The sequence below is a fragment of the Lysobacter sp. ISL-50 genome (genome assembly GCF_018612875.1).
Lineage (GTDB): Bacteria > Pseudomonadota > Gammaproteobacteria > Xanthomonadales > Xanthomonadaceae > Lysobacter.
Genome location: NZ_JAGGRI010000033.1, coordinates 57340 through 73022, shown reverse-complemented (window position 1 = coordinate 73022; position 15683 = coordinate 57340). Strand labels below are relative to the sequence as shown.

At 68.0% G+C, this 15683-nt stretch carries 18 protein-coding genes; 4 read left to right on the top strand and 14 right to left on the bottom strand.

The annotated features are described in order from the left end of the window. Nucleotides 1–232 precede the first annotated feature (232 nt). From J7J50_RS18355 to J7J50_RS18325, 7 genes are all read right to left on the bottom strand, one after another. On the bottom strand, nucleotides 233–526 hold the full coding sequence (locus J7J50_RS18355) for a hypothetical protein (RefSeq protein WP_057943427.1): 294 nt from the start codon (nucleotides 524–526) through the stop codon (nucleotides 233–235). 34 nt (nucleotides 527–560) lie between these two features. Beyond that, nucleotides 561–1232 carry a pyroglutamyl-peptidase I gene (gene pcp, locus J7J50_RS18350; protein WP_215057321.1) on the bottom strand — a complete coding sequence of 224 codons (672 nt, stop codon included), beginning with the start codon at nucleotides 1230–1232 and terminating at the stop codon, nucleotides 561–563. Beyond that, nucleotides 1229–2182: a DUF979 domain-containing protein gene (locus J7J50_RS18345; RefSeq protein ID WP_215057320.1), complete on the bottom strand. Its 954-nt coding sequence runs from the start codon at nucleotides 2180–2182 to the stop codon at nucleotides 1229–1231. The genes pcp and J7J50_RS18345 overlap by 4 nt, the downstream gene beginning before the upstream one ends. After that, the gene (locus J7J50_RS18340) at nucleotides 2179–2889 is read right to left on the bottom strand and encodes a DUF969 domain-containing protein (protein WP_215057319.1); all 711 of its coding nucleotides are present in this window, start codon (nucleotides 2887–2889) and stop codon (nucleotides 2179–2181) included. Before J7J50_RS18340 ends, J7J50_RS18345 begins: the two co-directional genes overlap by 4 nt. Nucleotides 2890–2974: 85 nt before the next feature. Then, nucleotides 2975–3718, bottom strand: coding sequence for a 5-oxoprolinase subunit PxpA (locus tag J7J50_RS18335; RefSeq protein WP_215057318.1), 744 nt, complete (start codon nucleotides 3716–3718; stop codon nucleotides 2975–2977). A 13-nt stretch (nucleotides 3719–3731) separates the two neighbouring features. Then, complete coding sequence (locus J7J50_RS18330) at nucleotides 3732–3896, bottom strand: DUF5668 domain-containing protein (RefSeq protein WP_215057316.1); 165 nt, start codon at nucleotides 3894–3896, stop codon at nucleotides 3732–3734. Between the two features lie 451 nt (nucleotides 3897–4347). Beyond that, nucleotides 4348–6207, bottom strand: a complete 1860-nt coding sequence (locus J7J50_RS18325) for a DUF885 domain-containing protein (protein WP_215057312.1) — start codon at nucleotides 6205–6207, stop codon at nucleotides 4348–4350. Between the two features lie 238 nt (nucleotides 6208–6445). On the opposite strand from J7J50_RS18325, the gene J7J50_RS18320 reads away from it, so the two are divergent. From J7J50_RS18320 to J7J50_RS24890, 3 genes are read left to right on the top strand one after another with little or no spacing between them, the layout of a single operon-like run. Continuing rightward, entirely contained in the window at nucleotides 6446–6799 is a 354-nt protein-coding gene (locus tag J7J50_RS18320) for a hypothetical protein (protein WP_215057311.1), read from the top strand. After that, the gene (locus J7J50_RS18315) at nucleotides 6800–7273 is read left to right on the top strand and encodes a hypothetical protein (protein ID WP_215057310.1); all 474 of its coding nucleotides are present in this window, start codon (nucleotides 6800–6802) and stop codon (nucleotides 7271–7273) included. Nucleotides 7274–7297: 24 nt separating this feature from the next. Continuing rightward, entirely contained in the window at nucleotides 7298–8062 is a 765-nt protein-coding gene (locus J7J50_RS24890) for a hypothetical protein (protein WP_251044528.1), read from the top strand. Between the two features lie 90 nt (nucleotides 8063–8152). Here J7J50_RS24890 and J7J50_RS18305 read toward each other — a convergent pair whose 3' ends face one another. The 5 genes from J7J50_RS18305 to J7J50_RS18285 all read right to left on the bottom strand — a co-directional run bounded on the left by J7J50_RS18305 (nucleotide 8153) and on the right by J7J50_RS18285 (nucleotide 11883). Further along, a complete protein-coding gene (locus J7J50_RS18305) occupies nucleotides 8153–8812 on the bottom strand; it encodes an ECF-type sigma factor (protein ID WP_215057308.1) in 660 nt (219 codons plus the stop codon). 293 nt (nucleotides 8813–9105) lie between these two features. After that, the gene (locus tag J7J50_RS18300; RefSeq protein WP_215057306.1) at nucleotides 9106–10092 is read right to left on the bottom strand and encodes a biotin-dependent carboxyltransferase family protein; all 987 of its coding nucleotides are present in this window, start codon (nucleotides 10090–10092) and stop codon (nucleotides 9106–9108) included. Beyond that, nucleotides 10089–10805, bottom strand: coding sequence for a 5-oxoprolinase subunit PxpB (pxpB, locus tag J7J50_RS18295; RefSeq protein WP_215057304.1), 717 nt, complete (start codon nucleotides 10803–10805; stop codon nucleotides 10089–10091). Before pxpB ends, J7J50_RS18300 begins: the two co-directional genes overlap by 4 nt. Beyond that, nucleotides 10802–11212 (bottom strand): HIT family protein, encoded by a 411-nt coding sequence (locus J7J50_RS18290; RefSeq protein ID WP_215057302.1) that lies wholly within the window; start codon nucleotides 11210–11212, stop codon nucleotides 10802–10804. Before J7J50_RS18290 ends, pxpB begins: the two co-directional genes overlap by 4 nt. Further along, the gene (locus tag J7J50_RS18285; RefSeq protein WP_215057300.1) at nucleotides 11209–11883 is read right to left on the bottom strand and encodes a dienelactone hydrolase family protein; all 675 of its coding nucleotides are present in this window, start codon (nucleotides 11881–11883) and stop codon (nucleotides 11209–11211) included. The genes J7J50_RS18290 and J7J50_RS18285 overlap by 4 nt, the downstream gene beginning before the upstream one ends. 135 nt (nucleotides 11884–12018) lie before the next feature. Between J7J50_RS18285 and rimO the strand changes: the two genes are divergently transcribed. Next, the gene (gene rimO / locus J7J50_RS18280) at nucleotides 12019–13377 is read left to right on the top strand and encodes a 30S ribosomal protein S12 methylthiotransferase RimO (protein ID WP_215057298.1); all 1359 of its coding nucleotides are present in this window, start codon (nucleotides 12019–12021) and stop codon (nucleotides 13375–13377) included. 540 nt (nucleotides 13378–13917) lie between these two features. Here rimO and J7J50_RS18275 read toward each other — a convergent pair. Together J7J50_RS18275 and J7J50_RS18270 are read right to left on the bottom strand one after the other, a co-directional pair. Continuing rightward, a complete protein-coding gene (locus tag J7J50_RS18275; RefSeq protein ID WP_215057296.1) occupies nucleotides 13918–15105 on the bottom strand; it encodes an NAD(P)/FAD-dependent oxidoreductase in 1188 nt (395 codons plus the stop codon). Between the two features lies 1 nt (nucleotide 15106). Continuing rightward, the gene (locus J7J50_RS18270; RefSeq protein WP_215057294.1) at nucleotides 15107–15664 is read right to left on the bottom strand and encodes a YaeQ family protein; all 558 of its coding nucleotides are present in this window, start codon (nucleotides 15662–15664) and stop codon (nucleotides 15107–15109) included. Nucleotides 15665–15683: the final 19 nt, after the last annotated feature.

Below are 15683 nucleotides of genomic sequence, written 5' to 3'. Positions count from 1 at the left end.
GCGATGCCGACGCAGGCAGGTGCCACATTGGGCATCCTGCCCAAGGTGGCACCCGGCGCACGTCCATGTGCGCCGCCCTTCGGGTGTCCCTGGTCTCGCGAGTTACAAGCGGCGCCCAGCAACGGCAAAAGCCATGGCAACTGCCACAGCTAAGCCAAAGCCAAGCCAAAGCCAAAGCCAAGCTAAGCCACGTCGAATAGAGCTTTGGAAATCAGATCGGGCGGATTGCCGCTCAGGGCTTCTGATACGTCACAAAGAACCCCTGCAAATCCCCATTCTCGATATACGGCTCCACACTGACCACGTCGTATCCACGGGTAGTGAACGCCTGATGCGCCCGGCTGAGCGCGTTGGCCGCGCCCTGATTGCGGAAACCCCAACTCGCATCGACCCACAAGGTCACAGCGCGCAGATTCTGGGTCACCGCTTCCTGCGCGACCTTGTCCGGATTCTTGTCGAACAGGCCGGCGTGAGCGGGCGAAGCCGCGGCGGCGGCGAGCAGAACGGCGAGCAGCAGACGTTGCATGGGAGGACTCCGTGGAAGCGGCCGCGGGCCGCGATCAGTGTTCGGCGCCGCCGGCGATGCGGCGGTCCAGCGTTGTCGCCAGCGCGGTTTCCACGGCAACGCGCAAGCCCTGGGCGACGGTGTCGATCGCCAGACTCGCGGCGCCGGCGTTATGCGCGGCTTGCGCGGGAGAATACGGAATGTGGATGAAGCCGCCTCGAACGCCGGCATCGCCGCGTTCGCTCAAGGCGTGCATCAGGCCGTAGAACACCTGATTGCACACGTAGGTGCCGGCGGTCTGGGAAATCTCCGCCGGAATGCCGGCCTCGCCCAATGCGGCGAGTATGGCCTTGACCGGCAGCGTGGTGAAGTAAGCGGCCGGGCCGCCGGCGATCACCGGCCGATCGATCGGCTGCGCGCCGCGATTGTCGGCGATGCGCGCATCGATCAGGTTGATCGCGACGCGCTCGATCGACAGCCGCGAACGCCCGCCAGCCAGGCCCACGCACAGCACCAGCGCCGGCCGCGCGGCGTCGATGTGATTGTTCAACTCGCGCAGCGAATCGTCGAAGGCGACCGGCAGGCGGCGCGCGACGATGCGATGGCCGGCGACGACTTCGCCGTCGAGCGAACTCACCGCGTCCCAACTCGGATTGCCGCTCTCGCCGCCGAACGGCGCGAAGCCGGTCAACAGCACGCTGCCCTGATGTTTGCGTTGCGGACTCATCGAAAGGCGATCCAGTACATCAGCAGCACATTGCAGACCAGCAGCACCGCGCCGGTGGGCCACTGCGCGCGGATCACGCCGTAAGGGTCCTTGAGCTCCAGCAGCGCCGCCGGCACCAGATTGTAATTGGCCGCCATCGGCGTCATCAGCGAACCGCAATAACCCGACAGCATGCCGATCGCCGCCAGCGATGCCGCGTCGGCATGGTGATGCTGGATCAGCAAGGGCAGGGCGATGCCGCCGGTCATCACCGGGAATGCGGCGAAGGCGTTGCCCATGATCGCCGCGAACAAGGCCATGCCGAGCGCGTAGGCGACGACCACGACGAAGGCGTTTTCCACCGGAATCACCGCGCGTACCACGCCGGCCACGGCCTGACCGACGCCGCCGGCCTCGAACACGCTGCCCAGCGCGGCCAGCAGCAGCGGCAACAGTGCGGCCCAGCCGATCGCATCGACCAGCCGGCGCGATTGCTCCACGCCGCTCCACGGCGTCTGCCGCGTCAGCCGGCACGCCGCGAACAAGGCGACGATGCAGGCGATGGCCAGCGCGATCAAGGTCACGTTGGCGCTCTGCAGCAGCGGCGTGCCGCCGATCTTGACGAACTTCAGGCCCAGCGCGCCGATCAGCGTCACCGCCGGAATCAGCAGCGCCGGCCAGAACAGGTTATTGCCCAGGCGCAGCGCCTCGGCGTGTTTTTCCTCGCCGGAGGTTTCCGCGTAGCGGCCCTTGCCGAGCCCGCCGAATCCGGCCAGCACCGCCAGCACCACCACGCAGGCGCCGACGACTTTGTTTGGCAGATGCTCGGCCAGGAACATCAGCGCGGCGATCAGTCCCCAGAACAGCGCGGTGGTATGGCGGCGCGGATTGGCCGTATCGCGCAAGCCGCGCCAAGCCAGCGCGGCGAAGTAGGCGCCCATCAGCCAGTAGACGAAGGTCAGGGTGATCATGGCGACGGCGCCCGATCGGCCGCGGCCTGCTGCGCCTGCGCCACGCGCCGCGCGAGCTTGCGTTCGAACCGCAGCACTCGCACTACGTGGATCGCGAACGCGCAGATCGCGGTCGGGATGCCCCACAGCGCGATCTGCAGCGGGTCCATCGCGAGCCCGTGTTCGGCGAAGAAACTCTGGATCAGCAGCACCGCGCCGAAGGCGATGAAGATGTCCTCGCCGAAGAACAGGCCGACGTTGTCGGTGCCGGCGGCCATCGCGCGGATGCGCTGGCGTTCTTCGTCGCTGAGCTCGCCGTGGCGGGTCTGCGCCGCGCCTTCGGCCATCGGCGCCAGCAGCGGGCGCACGGTCTGCGGATGCCCGCCCAGGCTGGTCAGGCCGACCGCCGAGGCGAGCTGGCGCATCAGCAGGTACGCGATCAGCAAACGCCCCATGGTCGCGCCGCGCAGTTTGGCCACCCACAACTGCGCGCGTTCCTTCAGGCCGTGGCGTTCGAGCAGGCCGATCACCGGCAAGGTCAGCAGGAACAGCAGCAGGAAGCGTTTCTCGGTGTAGGCCTTGCCGAGCACTTCGAGCACGTCCAGCGGCGACAACTGCGCGGCCAGTCCGGTGATGAAGCCGGCGACGACCACCACCAGGGCCGGATTGAGCCGCAGCACGAAGCCGAGCACGACCGCGGCGACGCCGATCAAGGGCCAATAGTTCATGCCGCGTCCTCGTAGCGAAATGCAGGGGCGAGTGGAGCGAAGCGGATGCCGGCGGACGCGCGGGCGGGGCCGGCGCGCGCCGCGGTCACAGCGCGGCGACCTCGATGCCGTCGGCGTGCAGCGCCTCGCGCACGGCGCGCGCGAACGCCGCCGCATCGTCGCGGTCGCCGTGCAGGCACAGGGTGTCGGCGCGCAGCGCGATGCGGCCGCCGCCGGCGACCTCGACTTCGCCGCGCAGCACCAGATCGCGCACTTGCCGGATCGACGCGTCCAGCGATTCGATCACCGCGCCGGGCTGGCCGCGCGGCAGCAGGCGGCCGTTGCCGGCATAGCCGCGTTCGGCGAACACTTCGTGCGCGGCGCGCAGCCCGGCCTGTTCGGCGGCGTCGGTGAGTTGCGATTGCGCCAGGCCGTAGACGATCAGATGCGGATCGAAAGCGGCGACGGCGCCGACGATGGCCTGGGCGACGATGCGATCGTCGGCGGCGAGGTTGTACAAGGCGCCGTGCGGCTTGACGTGGGTCAGGCGCACGCCTTCGTCGTCGGCGATCGACGCCAGCCGGGCGAGCTGGCTCAGCATCAGCATGGCGATTTCGTCGCGGCTCAGCGGCAGGGTGCGGCGGCCGAAATGCTCCGGATCGTCGTAACCCGGATGAGCGCCGGCGGCGACGCCGTGCTGGCGGCACAGGCGCAAGGTGGCGCGCATGGTGGCCTCATCGCCGGCATGGCCGCCGCAGGCGATGTTGGCCGAACTCACATAAGGCACGATCGCGGCGTCGTCGCCGCAGCCTTCGCCGATATCGCAATTGAAGTCGATGCGGGCGGGCATGGGCCGAATCGGATTAGTTGCGCTTGAACAGCAGGCCCAGGCCGACCGCGATCAGGATCGCCGGCCAATAGGTGACCAGCACCTTGGTCAGGCTGAGGTTGGTGAAGCCCAGATTGTTGAGCAGGAACAAGGTGCCGATGACGATCAGGATCAGGGCACCGACGACGTGGGATTTCATGCGCTGCGGGTCTCGCTGGAGTGCTGGGCGTCGAACGGCCCGGGACGGGGACGAGTCTAGTCCGGTTGGGCGGTTTGCCCAAGGGGAACCGAGGACCGCCGGGCGCGCGCGCCGCGTCGTGCAACCCACCCAAGCCACGTCCAGCAGTCGCCGCGCAGCGTAGTGCCGCGCCGTGCAACCCCAACCAAGTGCGCCCAGCAGTCGCCGCGCAACATCGCGCCGCGCCGTGCAACCCCACCCAAGCGACGCCACTTGGCCCCCTTTGCAAAAGGGGGCGGGCGCCAGCGCCGCACGAAGCCCGACCGCCGCCCCAGTAGCGCCGGGGGATTACCCACACGCCGAGGTGCACTCCCCCAAGCACGCAAAAAAAACGGGACCGCAACCGCAGCCCCGTCTTCAACCGATCGCGAATCGAATCACCACCCCCGATCGATCACTCCATCCACCCGCATCACATCGAACTCTTAGGCGCCGCCTTATCCGGCGACCCCGAAGCCGGCGCAGCCGCCGCATCGCCCGCCGCAGCAGCAGCCGTAGCCACCGCCGGAGCCGTCCACAACCTGGTCTGCGCCGCCCCGCCCATCATCTGCCCGCGCACCAGCGGAATCGGCGGGCCGCCATAGCTCAGGAACTGATCGTGGAACGACTTCCAGCCCGCGCGGCCGCCATGAGTGGCGGTCCAGTCCTCGCGCAACTGCATGATCATCAACTTGCCCAGCGTGTAATTCAGATACGCCGGATCGTAAGTGCCGCGCGCGGCCTGCTGACGCGCATTGCCCGGGTCCTGGAACGCCTTGTCCTTGAACATCTGCTCGGACTGGGCCACGGTCATGCCGCCGGTGTGCAGGCCGATCGCCGACAGATAACGCACGTTGCGCAGCAGCGCATTGGTCAGCTGGCCGATATGGATTTCCGGCGTGGCGCCGTCCAGGCCCGCGTCGAACATCATCTCTTCGGTGTAGTGCGCCCAACCTTCGGCATAGGCATAACCGACGAACAACTGCGCGAACTTCCACTGCGAACGGTTGGCGTGCAGGAACTGCAGGAAATGCCCCGGCCAGACTTCGTGCGCGGAGGTGAACAACAGATCGGCCTTGCCCGGCACGTAGGCGTCCTGTTCGGCCTTGGGCCACTTCGGATCGGGCGGGGCGATGTAGTAGACCGAGGGCAGGTTCTTCTCGTACGGCCCGGGGATTTCGATGTAGGCGAAGTTGTTGCGGTTGAACGGCGGCGCTTCCTCGACCTTGGCCTGCTCGGTGCCGGGAATCGTCACCAGATCCTTATCGACGATGAACTGGCGCAGGCCCGCCAACTGCGCGCGCGCGCCTTCGACCGCGCCGCCTTGCGGCTTGTCGGCATTGGCCTTGTCGATGCACTCGCCGAGCGGACGGCCCTGGGCGTACTGCTCGCAGGCGCTCTTCAGCGCAGCCAGATTGCGCGCCAGATCGGCTTCGCCCGCGGCCTTGAGCTGATCCAGCGGCAGGTCCACGCCCTCGGTGGCCTTGAGCATCTTGGAGAACTTGTCCGCGCCCAGGGCGAAATCCTGCGTGGCCTGCGGCTTGATCGAGGTCAGGTAATCGGCCAGGCCCTGCATGCTCTCGATGGCCTTGGCGTTGGAGGCCTTGAAGCGCGCCTGCAGCGCTTCGTCCTTGACTTCGGCGAAAGCCTTCGGCACGTCGTTCTTGAAGAACTCGGCGAAACCGCCGAAGCCCATCACGCCCAGGTCGATATAGGTTTGCGGCAGCGGGCCCTTGAGGTTGGCGCGGATCTGCTCGGCGGCCTTGGGCAGCGCTTCCTGATAGGTCGCGAACGCGGCCATGCGCTGTTCCAGCGGCGCGTAGGGGCGGGTCAGGTACATGCTCGGCGACAGGTCGCCGAGGTAGAAGGCAGGGTTCTTGTTGGCGAAGCCGGAGTCTTCCAGCCAGAACAACTGGCCGTCGATGACCGCGCGCACGTAGTCGCGCTGATAGCGTTGCGGCGCGTCCAGGCGATCGTCGCCGAAGGCGCCGACCGCGTCGCGCTGCTGATGCAGCCACTGGATGTTGCGCTGCCGGCCCTCGGGCGAGAAATCCGGGAGCTTGCCGTCGAATTCGTGCTTGCCGGCGCCGGCGCCGAAGACCGGGAAGTGTTCGAAGTACCCCTGCAGGAAACCGTCCACGGCGGCGTCCCATTCGGCTGTCGCCGGCTTGGCGGCGCTGGCGGTCGCGGCGGTGTCGGCGGACGCCGGCGGCGGAGCGGTTTCGGACTTGCAGCCGGCGACCAGCGCGGCGGCGACACAGGCGGATAACGACAGCAAACGCAGGCTGGGCATTGCAGGATCTCCGTTGAGCGATGGTGGCGGCGCGCGGCCGGACGGCGATATCGGTCCGGCGGCCTCGGGCGGGCCGCAATCGCCGATCCTGGGCGAGCAGTTCGCGATGATCCGAGCCCAGTGAGCGGGCGCTGACCACCAGTTTGTCGGCGGTGTCCAGCGCCGCCAGGGTTTCGCCGGAACTCCATTGCGCCTTGGCGATTTCGCTGCCGAAGATCACCCGCGACAGCCTCGCGGCTTGACCGTCGCCGCTGAGCCGCGCGATTTCCGCGCGAGCGCGGTCCATCGCCTCGGCATAGTGGTTTTGCGTGTTGAGCATCGCGATCCGGGTCGCGGCGACAAAGTTGTCGCGATCTTCCTCGCTCCCGAGCGCCTGCTGCGCCTGAGCGGCCAAGCGTTCCGCGCTGCGGTAGTCGCCGATCACCGCATAGCTGCGCGCCAGGGTCGCCAGACTGCGCGCGCGCAGTCCGGGTTGATCGTGCAACGGCAATTTGCCCAGTTCGCGCTCGGTTTTCTCCAGCAGCGCGCGCGAGGAGAACGGCGCGCTGCCCAATCCGGACAAGGTCGCCGCGCCCAGGGTGGTGGCGAATAATTGGCTGACGGTCTGAGTGGCGGCAGTCTCTCTCGCGCTGCGCTGCTGTTGCCACAGCGACAGGCCCAGCGCCGCCAGCACCACCAGCGCCAGAGTCGTGCCCAGCAGCGCCGCGACCGGATTGCGCCGCCGCCACTTGCGCATGCGCGACCAGCGGCTGCCCGGGCGGATGCCGAGCGGACGGTGTTCGCGCCAGCGTCGCAGGTCCTGGGCCAGTTCCTTGACGCTGGCGTAGCGGTCCTGCGGCCGCGGGGCCACGGCCGTGAGCGCGATCGCCGACAGATCGCCGGCCAGCTCGCGCCGCAACGCGGCCGCATCGCGCGCGCCGCGCTGGTGGGCGACGGCTTGCATGCTGTCGTCGATCAACCGGTCCATCGACACCGGTTCGCTGATCGTCACTGCGATCAGATTGCGCAGGCGATGCAGCGGCAGCGGCCACTGCGCGCACAGCAGTCGGTAGGTCAGCACGCCTAGCGCGTACTGGTCGGCGGCCGGCGCGTGCACGCCGTGTTCGCGCGCTTCCGGCGCGGCGTAGTCGGGGGTGATCGCGATATGTTCGCCCGGCGTGTCGCCGCCGCCGAAGTGCGAGGAGATGCCGAAATCGACCAGATGCGCGCGTCCGTCGGCGCCGACCAGCACATTCGACGGCTTGATGTCGCGATGGACGATGCCTTGCGCATGCGCGTAGCTCAGCGCTTCGCAGACCTGGATCAGCAGATCCACGCGTTCGCTCACGCTGGCGTTGCGGCGGTCGCACCAGGCGTCCACGGCGATGCCATCGACGTAGCGCATGGCGAACCACGGGTGGCCGTCGGCGTCGACGCCACCATCGAGCAGGGTGGAGATGCCGGGATGTTCCAGCCGCGCCAGATGATTGCGCTCGCCGACGAAGGCCTGCAGCAAGGCCGGCGAGGCCAGGGTGGCGCGCACGCACTTGAGCGCGGCGCGCTGTTCGTATTGGCCGTCGGCGCGATGCGCGGCGTAGACCGTGCCCATGCCGCCTTCGGCGATCACGCCGTCGATCTGCCACGCGCCCAGGCGCGTGCCGACGCGCGGATCGTCGGTTTCCAGCGCCGCCGGCTCGGCCGAGCGCACTTGCGCCAACAGCTCGGCGGGCGCGATGTCGAGCAGGCTTGCCTCACCGTCGGCGGCGAGCAACGACAGCAGCGCGGCGAGCAGCTCCGGATCGCGTTGTTGCAGGTCGGCGCGCATGCGCGCCCGCGCCGCCTCGGACAGGTCGAGGTAGTCGTCGAACACCGATAGTGCGCGCAGCTTGGGGTCGTGGGTCATAAGGATCGCGAACGACGAAGCAGGGTCAGCACGGCCTGTCGAGGACGGCCTGCGCTGAAGCTTTCACGAACCCAGCTCGGCGCTGCCGCGATCGTCGAGGCTGCTCGACAAGAACGCGCGCGCGCGCCGCCAGTCGCGGCGCACGGTGCGGTCGGTGACGCCCAGCGCCTGCGCGACTTCCTCGTCGGTCATGCCGCCGAAATAGCGCAGCTCCACCAGCAGGCCCAGGCGCGGCTCGGCTTCGCTGAGGCGGTTCAGCGCCTGATCGACCGCCAGCAGATGTTCCAGGCGCGCGTCGTAGGCCAGACCGATGTCGTCCTCTTCCAGCATCACCGCTTCGAATCCGACGCCGCGTTTTTCCGCGAGCAATCGCCGCGTTTCATCCACCAGCGCATAACGCATGGCGTGCACGAGCACGCTGATCAGGTGGGTGCGATCGTTGATGTTCAAGGTCGCCTGGCTCAGCCGCAGCCAGGTGCGGTTGATCAAGGACGTGGGCGAACGCTCGGCGCCTTTCCAGTGCTGGCGGATCTGCATGCGCGCCAGCCGGTGCAGTTCGCGGTAGAGCGCGGAGTAGACCTGATCCCAGGCGCCGGGGCGTCCTTTCTGGGCATCGACGATGAGCTCGGTTATCGATTCCAGTGCCGCGTCGGACAGGGTCAGGGCACCGGTATCCACCGGTTGCGTGGTGGGGGCGGAGCCGCCTGGATCTTGTTCTGACATGTCCGGATTTTGCCTCAAATGGCGATCCAATCGTCCGCCAAATCGTGACAGTTATCGCGTTCTTATTCGAGTGTTTTCGTATTGGCGGCGACTTGGACGTAACGGCGCAACCTGTCGGCACTCGCGTTGTGGAATCCAGTCTCGGATGGCATGGCCGGTACGTCAATTCGCGTGGGTTGCCGCGCAATTGTGTCAGCAAGGTAACGCTCCGATCAGGGCAATGGCCGCTCGCGGATCGCGGTCCATGGCTCGCATTCAGCCAGACGGCGAACGTGGCTTCGCACCCCGCCGGGCTACTGGCGCTTTAAGCGTGCCTCGATGGCCAGCTTCAGCCGCGCCCATTCCGCCCGCGCCTTGCGCGCGGCCGCCGCGGCCTGCGCCGCATCGCAACGAAGAAAGCGCAATTCGGCGTTCGGCCGCGCCTGCGCCAGACGCGGCAGATCGGCGGCGATGACATGACCCAGGCGCGCGTAGCCGCCGACAGTTTGCGCGTCGGCCAACAGCACGATCGGCCGTCCGTCGGCAGGCAACTGGATCGTTCCCGGCGCGACCGGTTCCGACAGCGCGCCGGCCTGCGGCGCCTGCAGCGCGTCGCCGTCCAGGCGCAGGCCCTGGCGATTGCTCGCGGCGTTGACGCGCCATGTCTGTCGGCTCAACTGCGCGGCGATGTCGCGCAACGCCGGCGCCTCGCTGGCGAGGTAGCGGATCGGCGCGTGCGGGTCGTGGTTGAAGTCGGGATCGATCCACCAGCCGGGCACGCGCGGCCGCGACGTCTCGATTGCGCCATGCGCGCCGACCGGCAGGCGGTCGCCGCCGCGCAGCGCGCGCCCGTCGATGCCGCCGAAGCCGCCGCGCAGATCGGTGGCGCGGCTGCCGAGCACGCGCGGCGTGTCCAGGCCGCCTCGCACCGCGAGCCAGCCGCGCACGCCGCTGCGCATGCCGCCCAGGCTCAGCACGCCGGCCGGCAGGTCGATCGGCCGCGCCGGCGGCAGCCACTGGCCTTCGAAGCGCGCTTCGCAGACCGCGCCCATCAAGGCGATGCGCAGCGGCCGCGGCAGGCGCAGGCTCGGGCCTTGCAGGGTGAATTCCAGCACCGCGTCGTCGTCGCGATTGCCGACCAGGGCGTTGGCGAGCGCGGCGCAGGCCGGGTCGAGCGCGCCGCCGCGGCAGATGCCCAGATGACGCCAGCCGTCGCGACCCAGATCCTGCACATGGCTGAGCGGGCCGGGCGCGACGACCTCGATATCGCAGCGCGAGTCGGGCGAATCCGCGGCGCTCACGGCGCCGCCTGCAAGCGCGCGAATTCCAGCGCGTCGATGGGGCGAAAGCGCACGCGGTCGCCGGGCTGCAACAGGCTGGGCGCATCGCGCGCGGTATCGAACAGACACAGCGGCGTGCGTCCGAGCAGGCGCCAGCCGCCGGGACCGGGCCGCGGGTAGATGCCGGTCTGGGCGCCACCGATGGCGACGCTGCCGGCGGCGACCGCGGTGCGCGGGGTCGCCAGTCGCGGCAGCGCCAGTTCCGGATCGAGCCCGGACAGATAGGGAAATCCCGGGGCGAAGCCGATCATCGCCACCGTGTAGTCGCGCTCGCTGTGGCGCGCGATCAAGGCTTGCGGCGACACCCCGAGTTCGGCCGCGCTGTCGTGCAGGTCCGGACCGAATTCGCCGCCGTAGGCGACCGGGATTTCGATCGTGCGCGCGGCCGGCGAGGGCGCGACAGCGGATGCGTGTTCGCATCGTGCCCGCAACCACGCGCGCGCATCGGCGGCGTCGATGGCGAAGGGGTCGAAAAACACCGCGAGGCTGGCGTAGGCCGGGACCACGTCGCGCAACCACGGCGGCGCGTGCAGGCGCAGCCGCGCCGCCAGCGCATGCACGCGCGCGTTGAGTTCGTCGTCGATGACGCGGCCCAGTCGCAGCAGCCAGGCGTCGTCGGCGAGGGCTTCGAATTCGATCGCCGCGTCCGACGCGGCCGGGCGGCCCGCGTTCACGCCGCCAGCGCGTCCTGCAGGCGGCGGATGCGTTGCACCAGCAGGTCGGGCGAATACGGTTGCGCGGTGGCCATGCCCCAGACCGGACGCGGCCAGGCGATGTCTTCGCGATAGCGGGCGATCACGTGCACGTGCAACTGCGGCACCAGATTGCCGAGCGCGGCGATGTTGAGCTTGTGCGGCGCGAACTGCGCCTGCAGCGCGCGGCTGGCACGGGCGATTTCGCCGGTCAGGGCGAGTTGCTGGGCGTCGCTGAGGTCGATCAGCTCGACCGCGCCGTCCACCCGCGGCACCAGGATCAGCCAGGGATGATTGGCGTCGTCCATCAGGCGCAATTCGCTCAACTCGAACTGGGCGATCGGATGGGTGTCGTCGGCGAGTTGCGGATGCAGGTGCCAGGGGTTCATTTCAGACTGTCCGCGAGGAAATCCAGGGTGCGGGTCCAGGCCAGCGCGGCGCTGGCCGGGTCGTGGTCGGCGCGCAGCTCGCAGTTGAAGCCGTGGCCGGCGTCGTACAGATGGATCGGCGCGGCCGGCAGCGCCTGGCGATGTTGTTCGATCGCTTCCGGCGCAATGCTGCCGTCGTGACGGCCGAAGTGGAACATGATCGGCGCGCGCACCGGCGCGCGGGTCGGTTCGTCGAGAAAGGGCAGGGTGCGCGCGCCGTAGTAGCTGACCGCCGGCAGATCCAGGCGGGTATTGGCCAAGAACGCCAGCGAGCCGCCCCAGCAGTAGCCGACCGCGCCGGTGCGCAGGCCCTCGACCTGCAGCAGGTTCGCGGCGCTGGCGACGATCTGCATGGCGCGATCGAAACCGATCGCGTTGCGCAGTTCGCCCCCGCGCGCGGCCGCCGACTGGTCGTAGCCCAGCTCGACCCCGCGCTCGACCGGGTCGAACAAGGCCGGCGCCAGCGCCACGTAGCCGGCCTGGGCGAAACGCTCGGTCACGTCGCGGATATGCGAATTGACCCCGAAAATCTCTTGAATGACGACCAGCCCGCCGCGCGGAATGCCGGCCGGATCGGCCCGCCAGGCCTGAACCGGGCCGACGGGGGTGTCCAGATCAATCCAATGAGCCATGAGCCGCTCCAGTTGCGAATGAACCTTGAATCGAGGCCAGTTTAGCCCCGGAGGCTATAATTCGCGCCCCCGGCCGCTTAGCGGCTTCCGGATCGCCGTCCGCGCCCGGATTCTCTCGTTCAGGTCTTCTCCCGCATGTCTTCCGCCAGCGTCTCGCCAGCCAATCCCAAAGTCGGTTTCGTCAGCCTGGGCTGTCCCAAGGCCCTGGTCGATTCCGAACGCATCCTCACCCAGCTGCGCGTGGAGGGCTACGACATCGTCCAGACCTACGACGATGCCGACGTGGTCGTGGTCAACACCTGCGGCTTCATCGATTCGGCGGTGACCGAATCGCTGGACGCGATCGGCGAGGCGATCGCCGAGAACGGCAAGGTCATCGTCACCGGCTGCCTGGGCAAGCGCTCGGAACTGATCCGCGAAGCGCACCCGGGCGTGCTGTCGATCAGCGGCCCGCAGGACTACGGCAGCGTGATGAGCGCGGTGCACGCGGCGCTTCCGCCCAAGCACGATCCGTTCCTGGATCTGGTGCCGCGGCGCGACGACGGCATCGGCGTCAAGCTCACGCCCAAGCATTACGCCTATCTGAAGATTTCCGAAGGCTGCAATCACCGCTGCAGTTTCTGCATCATCCCGTCGATGCGCGGCGACCTGGTTTCGCGGCCGGTGGACGATGTGCTGCGCGAAGCCGAGAAACTGGCGATGGGCGGGGTCAAGGAACTGCTGGTGATCTCGCAGGACACCTCGGCCTACGGCGTGGACGTCAAGTACGCCGAGCGCGAATGGCGCGGCAAGTCGTACCAGACGCGGATGAAGGCGTTGTGCGAAGGCCTGAGCGAACTGGGCATCTGGACGCGCCTGCACTACGTGTATCCGTATCCGCACGTGGACGAGATCATTCCGCTGATGGCGGAAGGCAAACTGCTGCCGTACCTGGACATTCCGTTCCAGCACGCCAGCCCGCGCGTGCTCAAGCTGATGAAGCGCCCGGGCGCGGTCGATAAGACCCTGGAGCGCATCCAGCGCTGGCGCTCGATCGCGCCGGACATCGCGATCCGCAGCACCTTCATCGTCGGCTTCCCGGGCGAGACCGAGGCCGAATTCGAGGAACTGCTGGATTTCCTCGACGAAGCCCAGCTCGACCGCGTCGGCGCGTTCGCCTATTCGCCGGTGGACGGCGCCAAGGCCAACGATCTTCCCGATCCGGTGGACGAAGACATCAAGCAGGACCGCCTGGCGCGTTTCATGGAGCGTCAGGCGGAGATTTCCGCGAACAAGCTCGAAGCCAAGATCGGCGGCGTGCAGCGCTGCATCGTCGATGCGATCGACGGCGACCTGGCGATCGCGCGCTCGATGGCCGACGCGCCGGAGATCGACGGCCTGGTGCAGATCCAGAACGGCCTGGACGCGGGACTGCGCGTGGGGCAGTTCGTGGATGTGGAGATCATGGGCAGCGACGAACACGATTTGTTCGGCGAGGCGGTGTTGGAGGGTTGATCGCGGGAGTCGCGCGGCTGGTGTGGCCTGGCGGCTACGGCCCGTGATCCGCACTTCGGGTCGCCTCCGTGGTCGCGGCTTACGCGGTTTCCGGGCAGGCGCGCGACATTCTTTCAAGGCCGTCATTCCCGCGAACGCGGGAATCCAGGGCCTTTCGTGCGAGAACGCTTGAAGTCGCTGGATGTTCGGCTCCGCCGAAGTAAAGCGGAGCCCGCGTTCGCGGGAATGACGACCTGGAAGGATGGCTCTGAAGTCTCTGGATTCCCGCCTTCGCGGGAATGACGATCTGGGGGGAAGACGCTGATGTCTCTATCGCAACAACCAGACTCGCGCATTCTTACCTATCGTCATTCCCGCGAACGCGGGAATCCAGGGCCTTTCGTGCGAGAACGTTTGAAGTCGCTGGATTCTCGCGCGGGAATGACGGACTGGAGAGGTGGCGCTGAAGTCTCTGGATTCCCGCCTTCGCGGGAATGACGAGCAAAAGGGGCCAAGGCAGAAGCCGGCGGCAGGAACAACGCCCGCCACCGCGCCTCGCCTCTAAACCGCCAACCCCGCCGCATGCCCCGACGCCCAGGCCCACTGGAAGTTATAGCCGCCCAGCCAGCCGGTCACGTCGATCACCTCGCCGATGAAATACAGCCCGGGCACGCGCTTGGATTGCATCGTGCTGGACGAGACTTCGTCGGTATCCACGCCGCCCAGGGTGACCTCGGCGGTGCGATACCCCTCGGTGCCGCTCGCGATCAACGGCCACGACGACAGCGTCGCGGCGATCTGCTTGAGCTCGGGCAGGTTGTACTGCTTCATCGGCTTGTTGCTCAGCCACACTTCGCACAGGCGCTGGGCGAAACGCTTGGCGATGGTTTCGCCGAGCACGGTCTTGAGTTCGGCCGCCGGCCGTTCGCGTTGCTGGCTCAGCAGCCAGTCGAGCGCGTCGCGGCCGGGCAGCAGGTCCAGGCGCAGATCGTCGCCGGGTTGCCAGTACGAGGAAATCTGCAGGATCGCCGGGCCGCTGACGCCGCGATGGGTGATCAGCATCTGGTTGCTGAAGTCGATGCCGTTGCAACGGGCGGTCACCGGCAAGGCGACGCCGCTGAGATCCTGCAGGCGTTCCTGGTGCTTGCCGCTGAGCGTCAACGGCACCAGCCCCGCGCGCAAGGGCAGCACGTTATGGCCGTAGCGGCGGGCCAGTTCATAGCCGAAGCCGCTCGCGCCCATGCTCGGAATCGACAGGCCGCCGCTGGCGATCACCAGCGAGGTCGTGGCGATGTTGCCGCGCGCGCTGTGCAGGCGAAAGCCGCTGTCGCCTTCGTCGTGGGCGATGCGTTCGATCGAACAACCGGTTTCGATGCGCACGCCCGCGGCCGCGCATTCGTCCACCAGCATCTTCACGATCAGCTTGGACGACTCGTCGCAGAACAACTGGCCGAGTTCTTTTTCGTGATAGGCGATGCGATGGCGTTCGACCATCGCGATGAAATCCCACGGCGTGTAGCGCGCCAGCGCCGATTTGCAGAAGTGCGGATTGGCCGAAAGGTAATTGCCCGGCGTGGTGCCGGTATTGGTGAAATTGCAGCGGCCGCCGCCGGACATCAGGATTTTCTTGCCGACCTTGTTGGCGTGCTCGATCAGCAGCACGCGGCGGCCGCGGCGGCCGGCGGTCAGCGCGCACATCATCCCGGCGGCGCCGCCGCCGACGATGACGGCGTCGTAGACCTCCGCCACTTCAGGCCGCTCGCGCTTCTGCGCCCTGACGCACGGTCGGGGTGAAGGTGAGGCTGGCCTTGTCGTTGCTGAGCGCGACTTCGCTGTCGGCGATCTGGCAATCCAGGCGGAAGCTGCGCTCGACCATCGCCGCCATCGCGTCCACGCAGGCGGCGTCGATGTCGATCACGGTGAGATTCTTCAGCCGGCGCAGGATCGCGACGTTCTTGTCCCACCAGATGTTCGCCGCGTTGCCGCCGTAATTCACCACCACCACCTGCCGCGCCCGCCCGCAGGCCTTGCGGATGCGCGACTCGTCCGGCTGGCCGACATCGATCCACAGCTCGATATCGCCGGTGTAATCGCGCAGCGCCAAGTCCGGTTCGTCCTCGCTGCTCAGCCCCGGGCCGAACTCCAGCCGCTCGTGCGCGTTCAAGGCGAAGGCGAGCATGCGCACCATCAACCGCTGCTGGGTCTCGGACGGATGCTGGGCCAGGGTGAGCGCGTGGGCGGCGTAGTAATGCCGGTCCATGTCGCTGATTTGCAGTTCGATCTTGACGATGGTGGCGTTGGGCGCCATGGGCGTGCCTGCTGGAAAA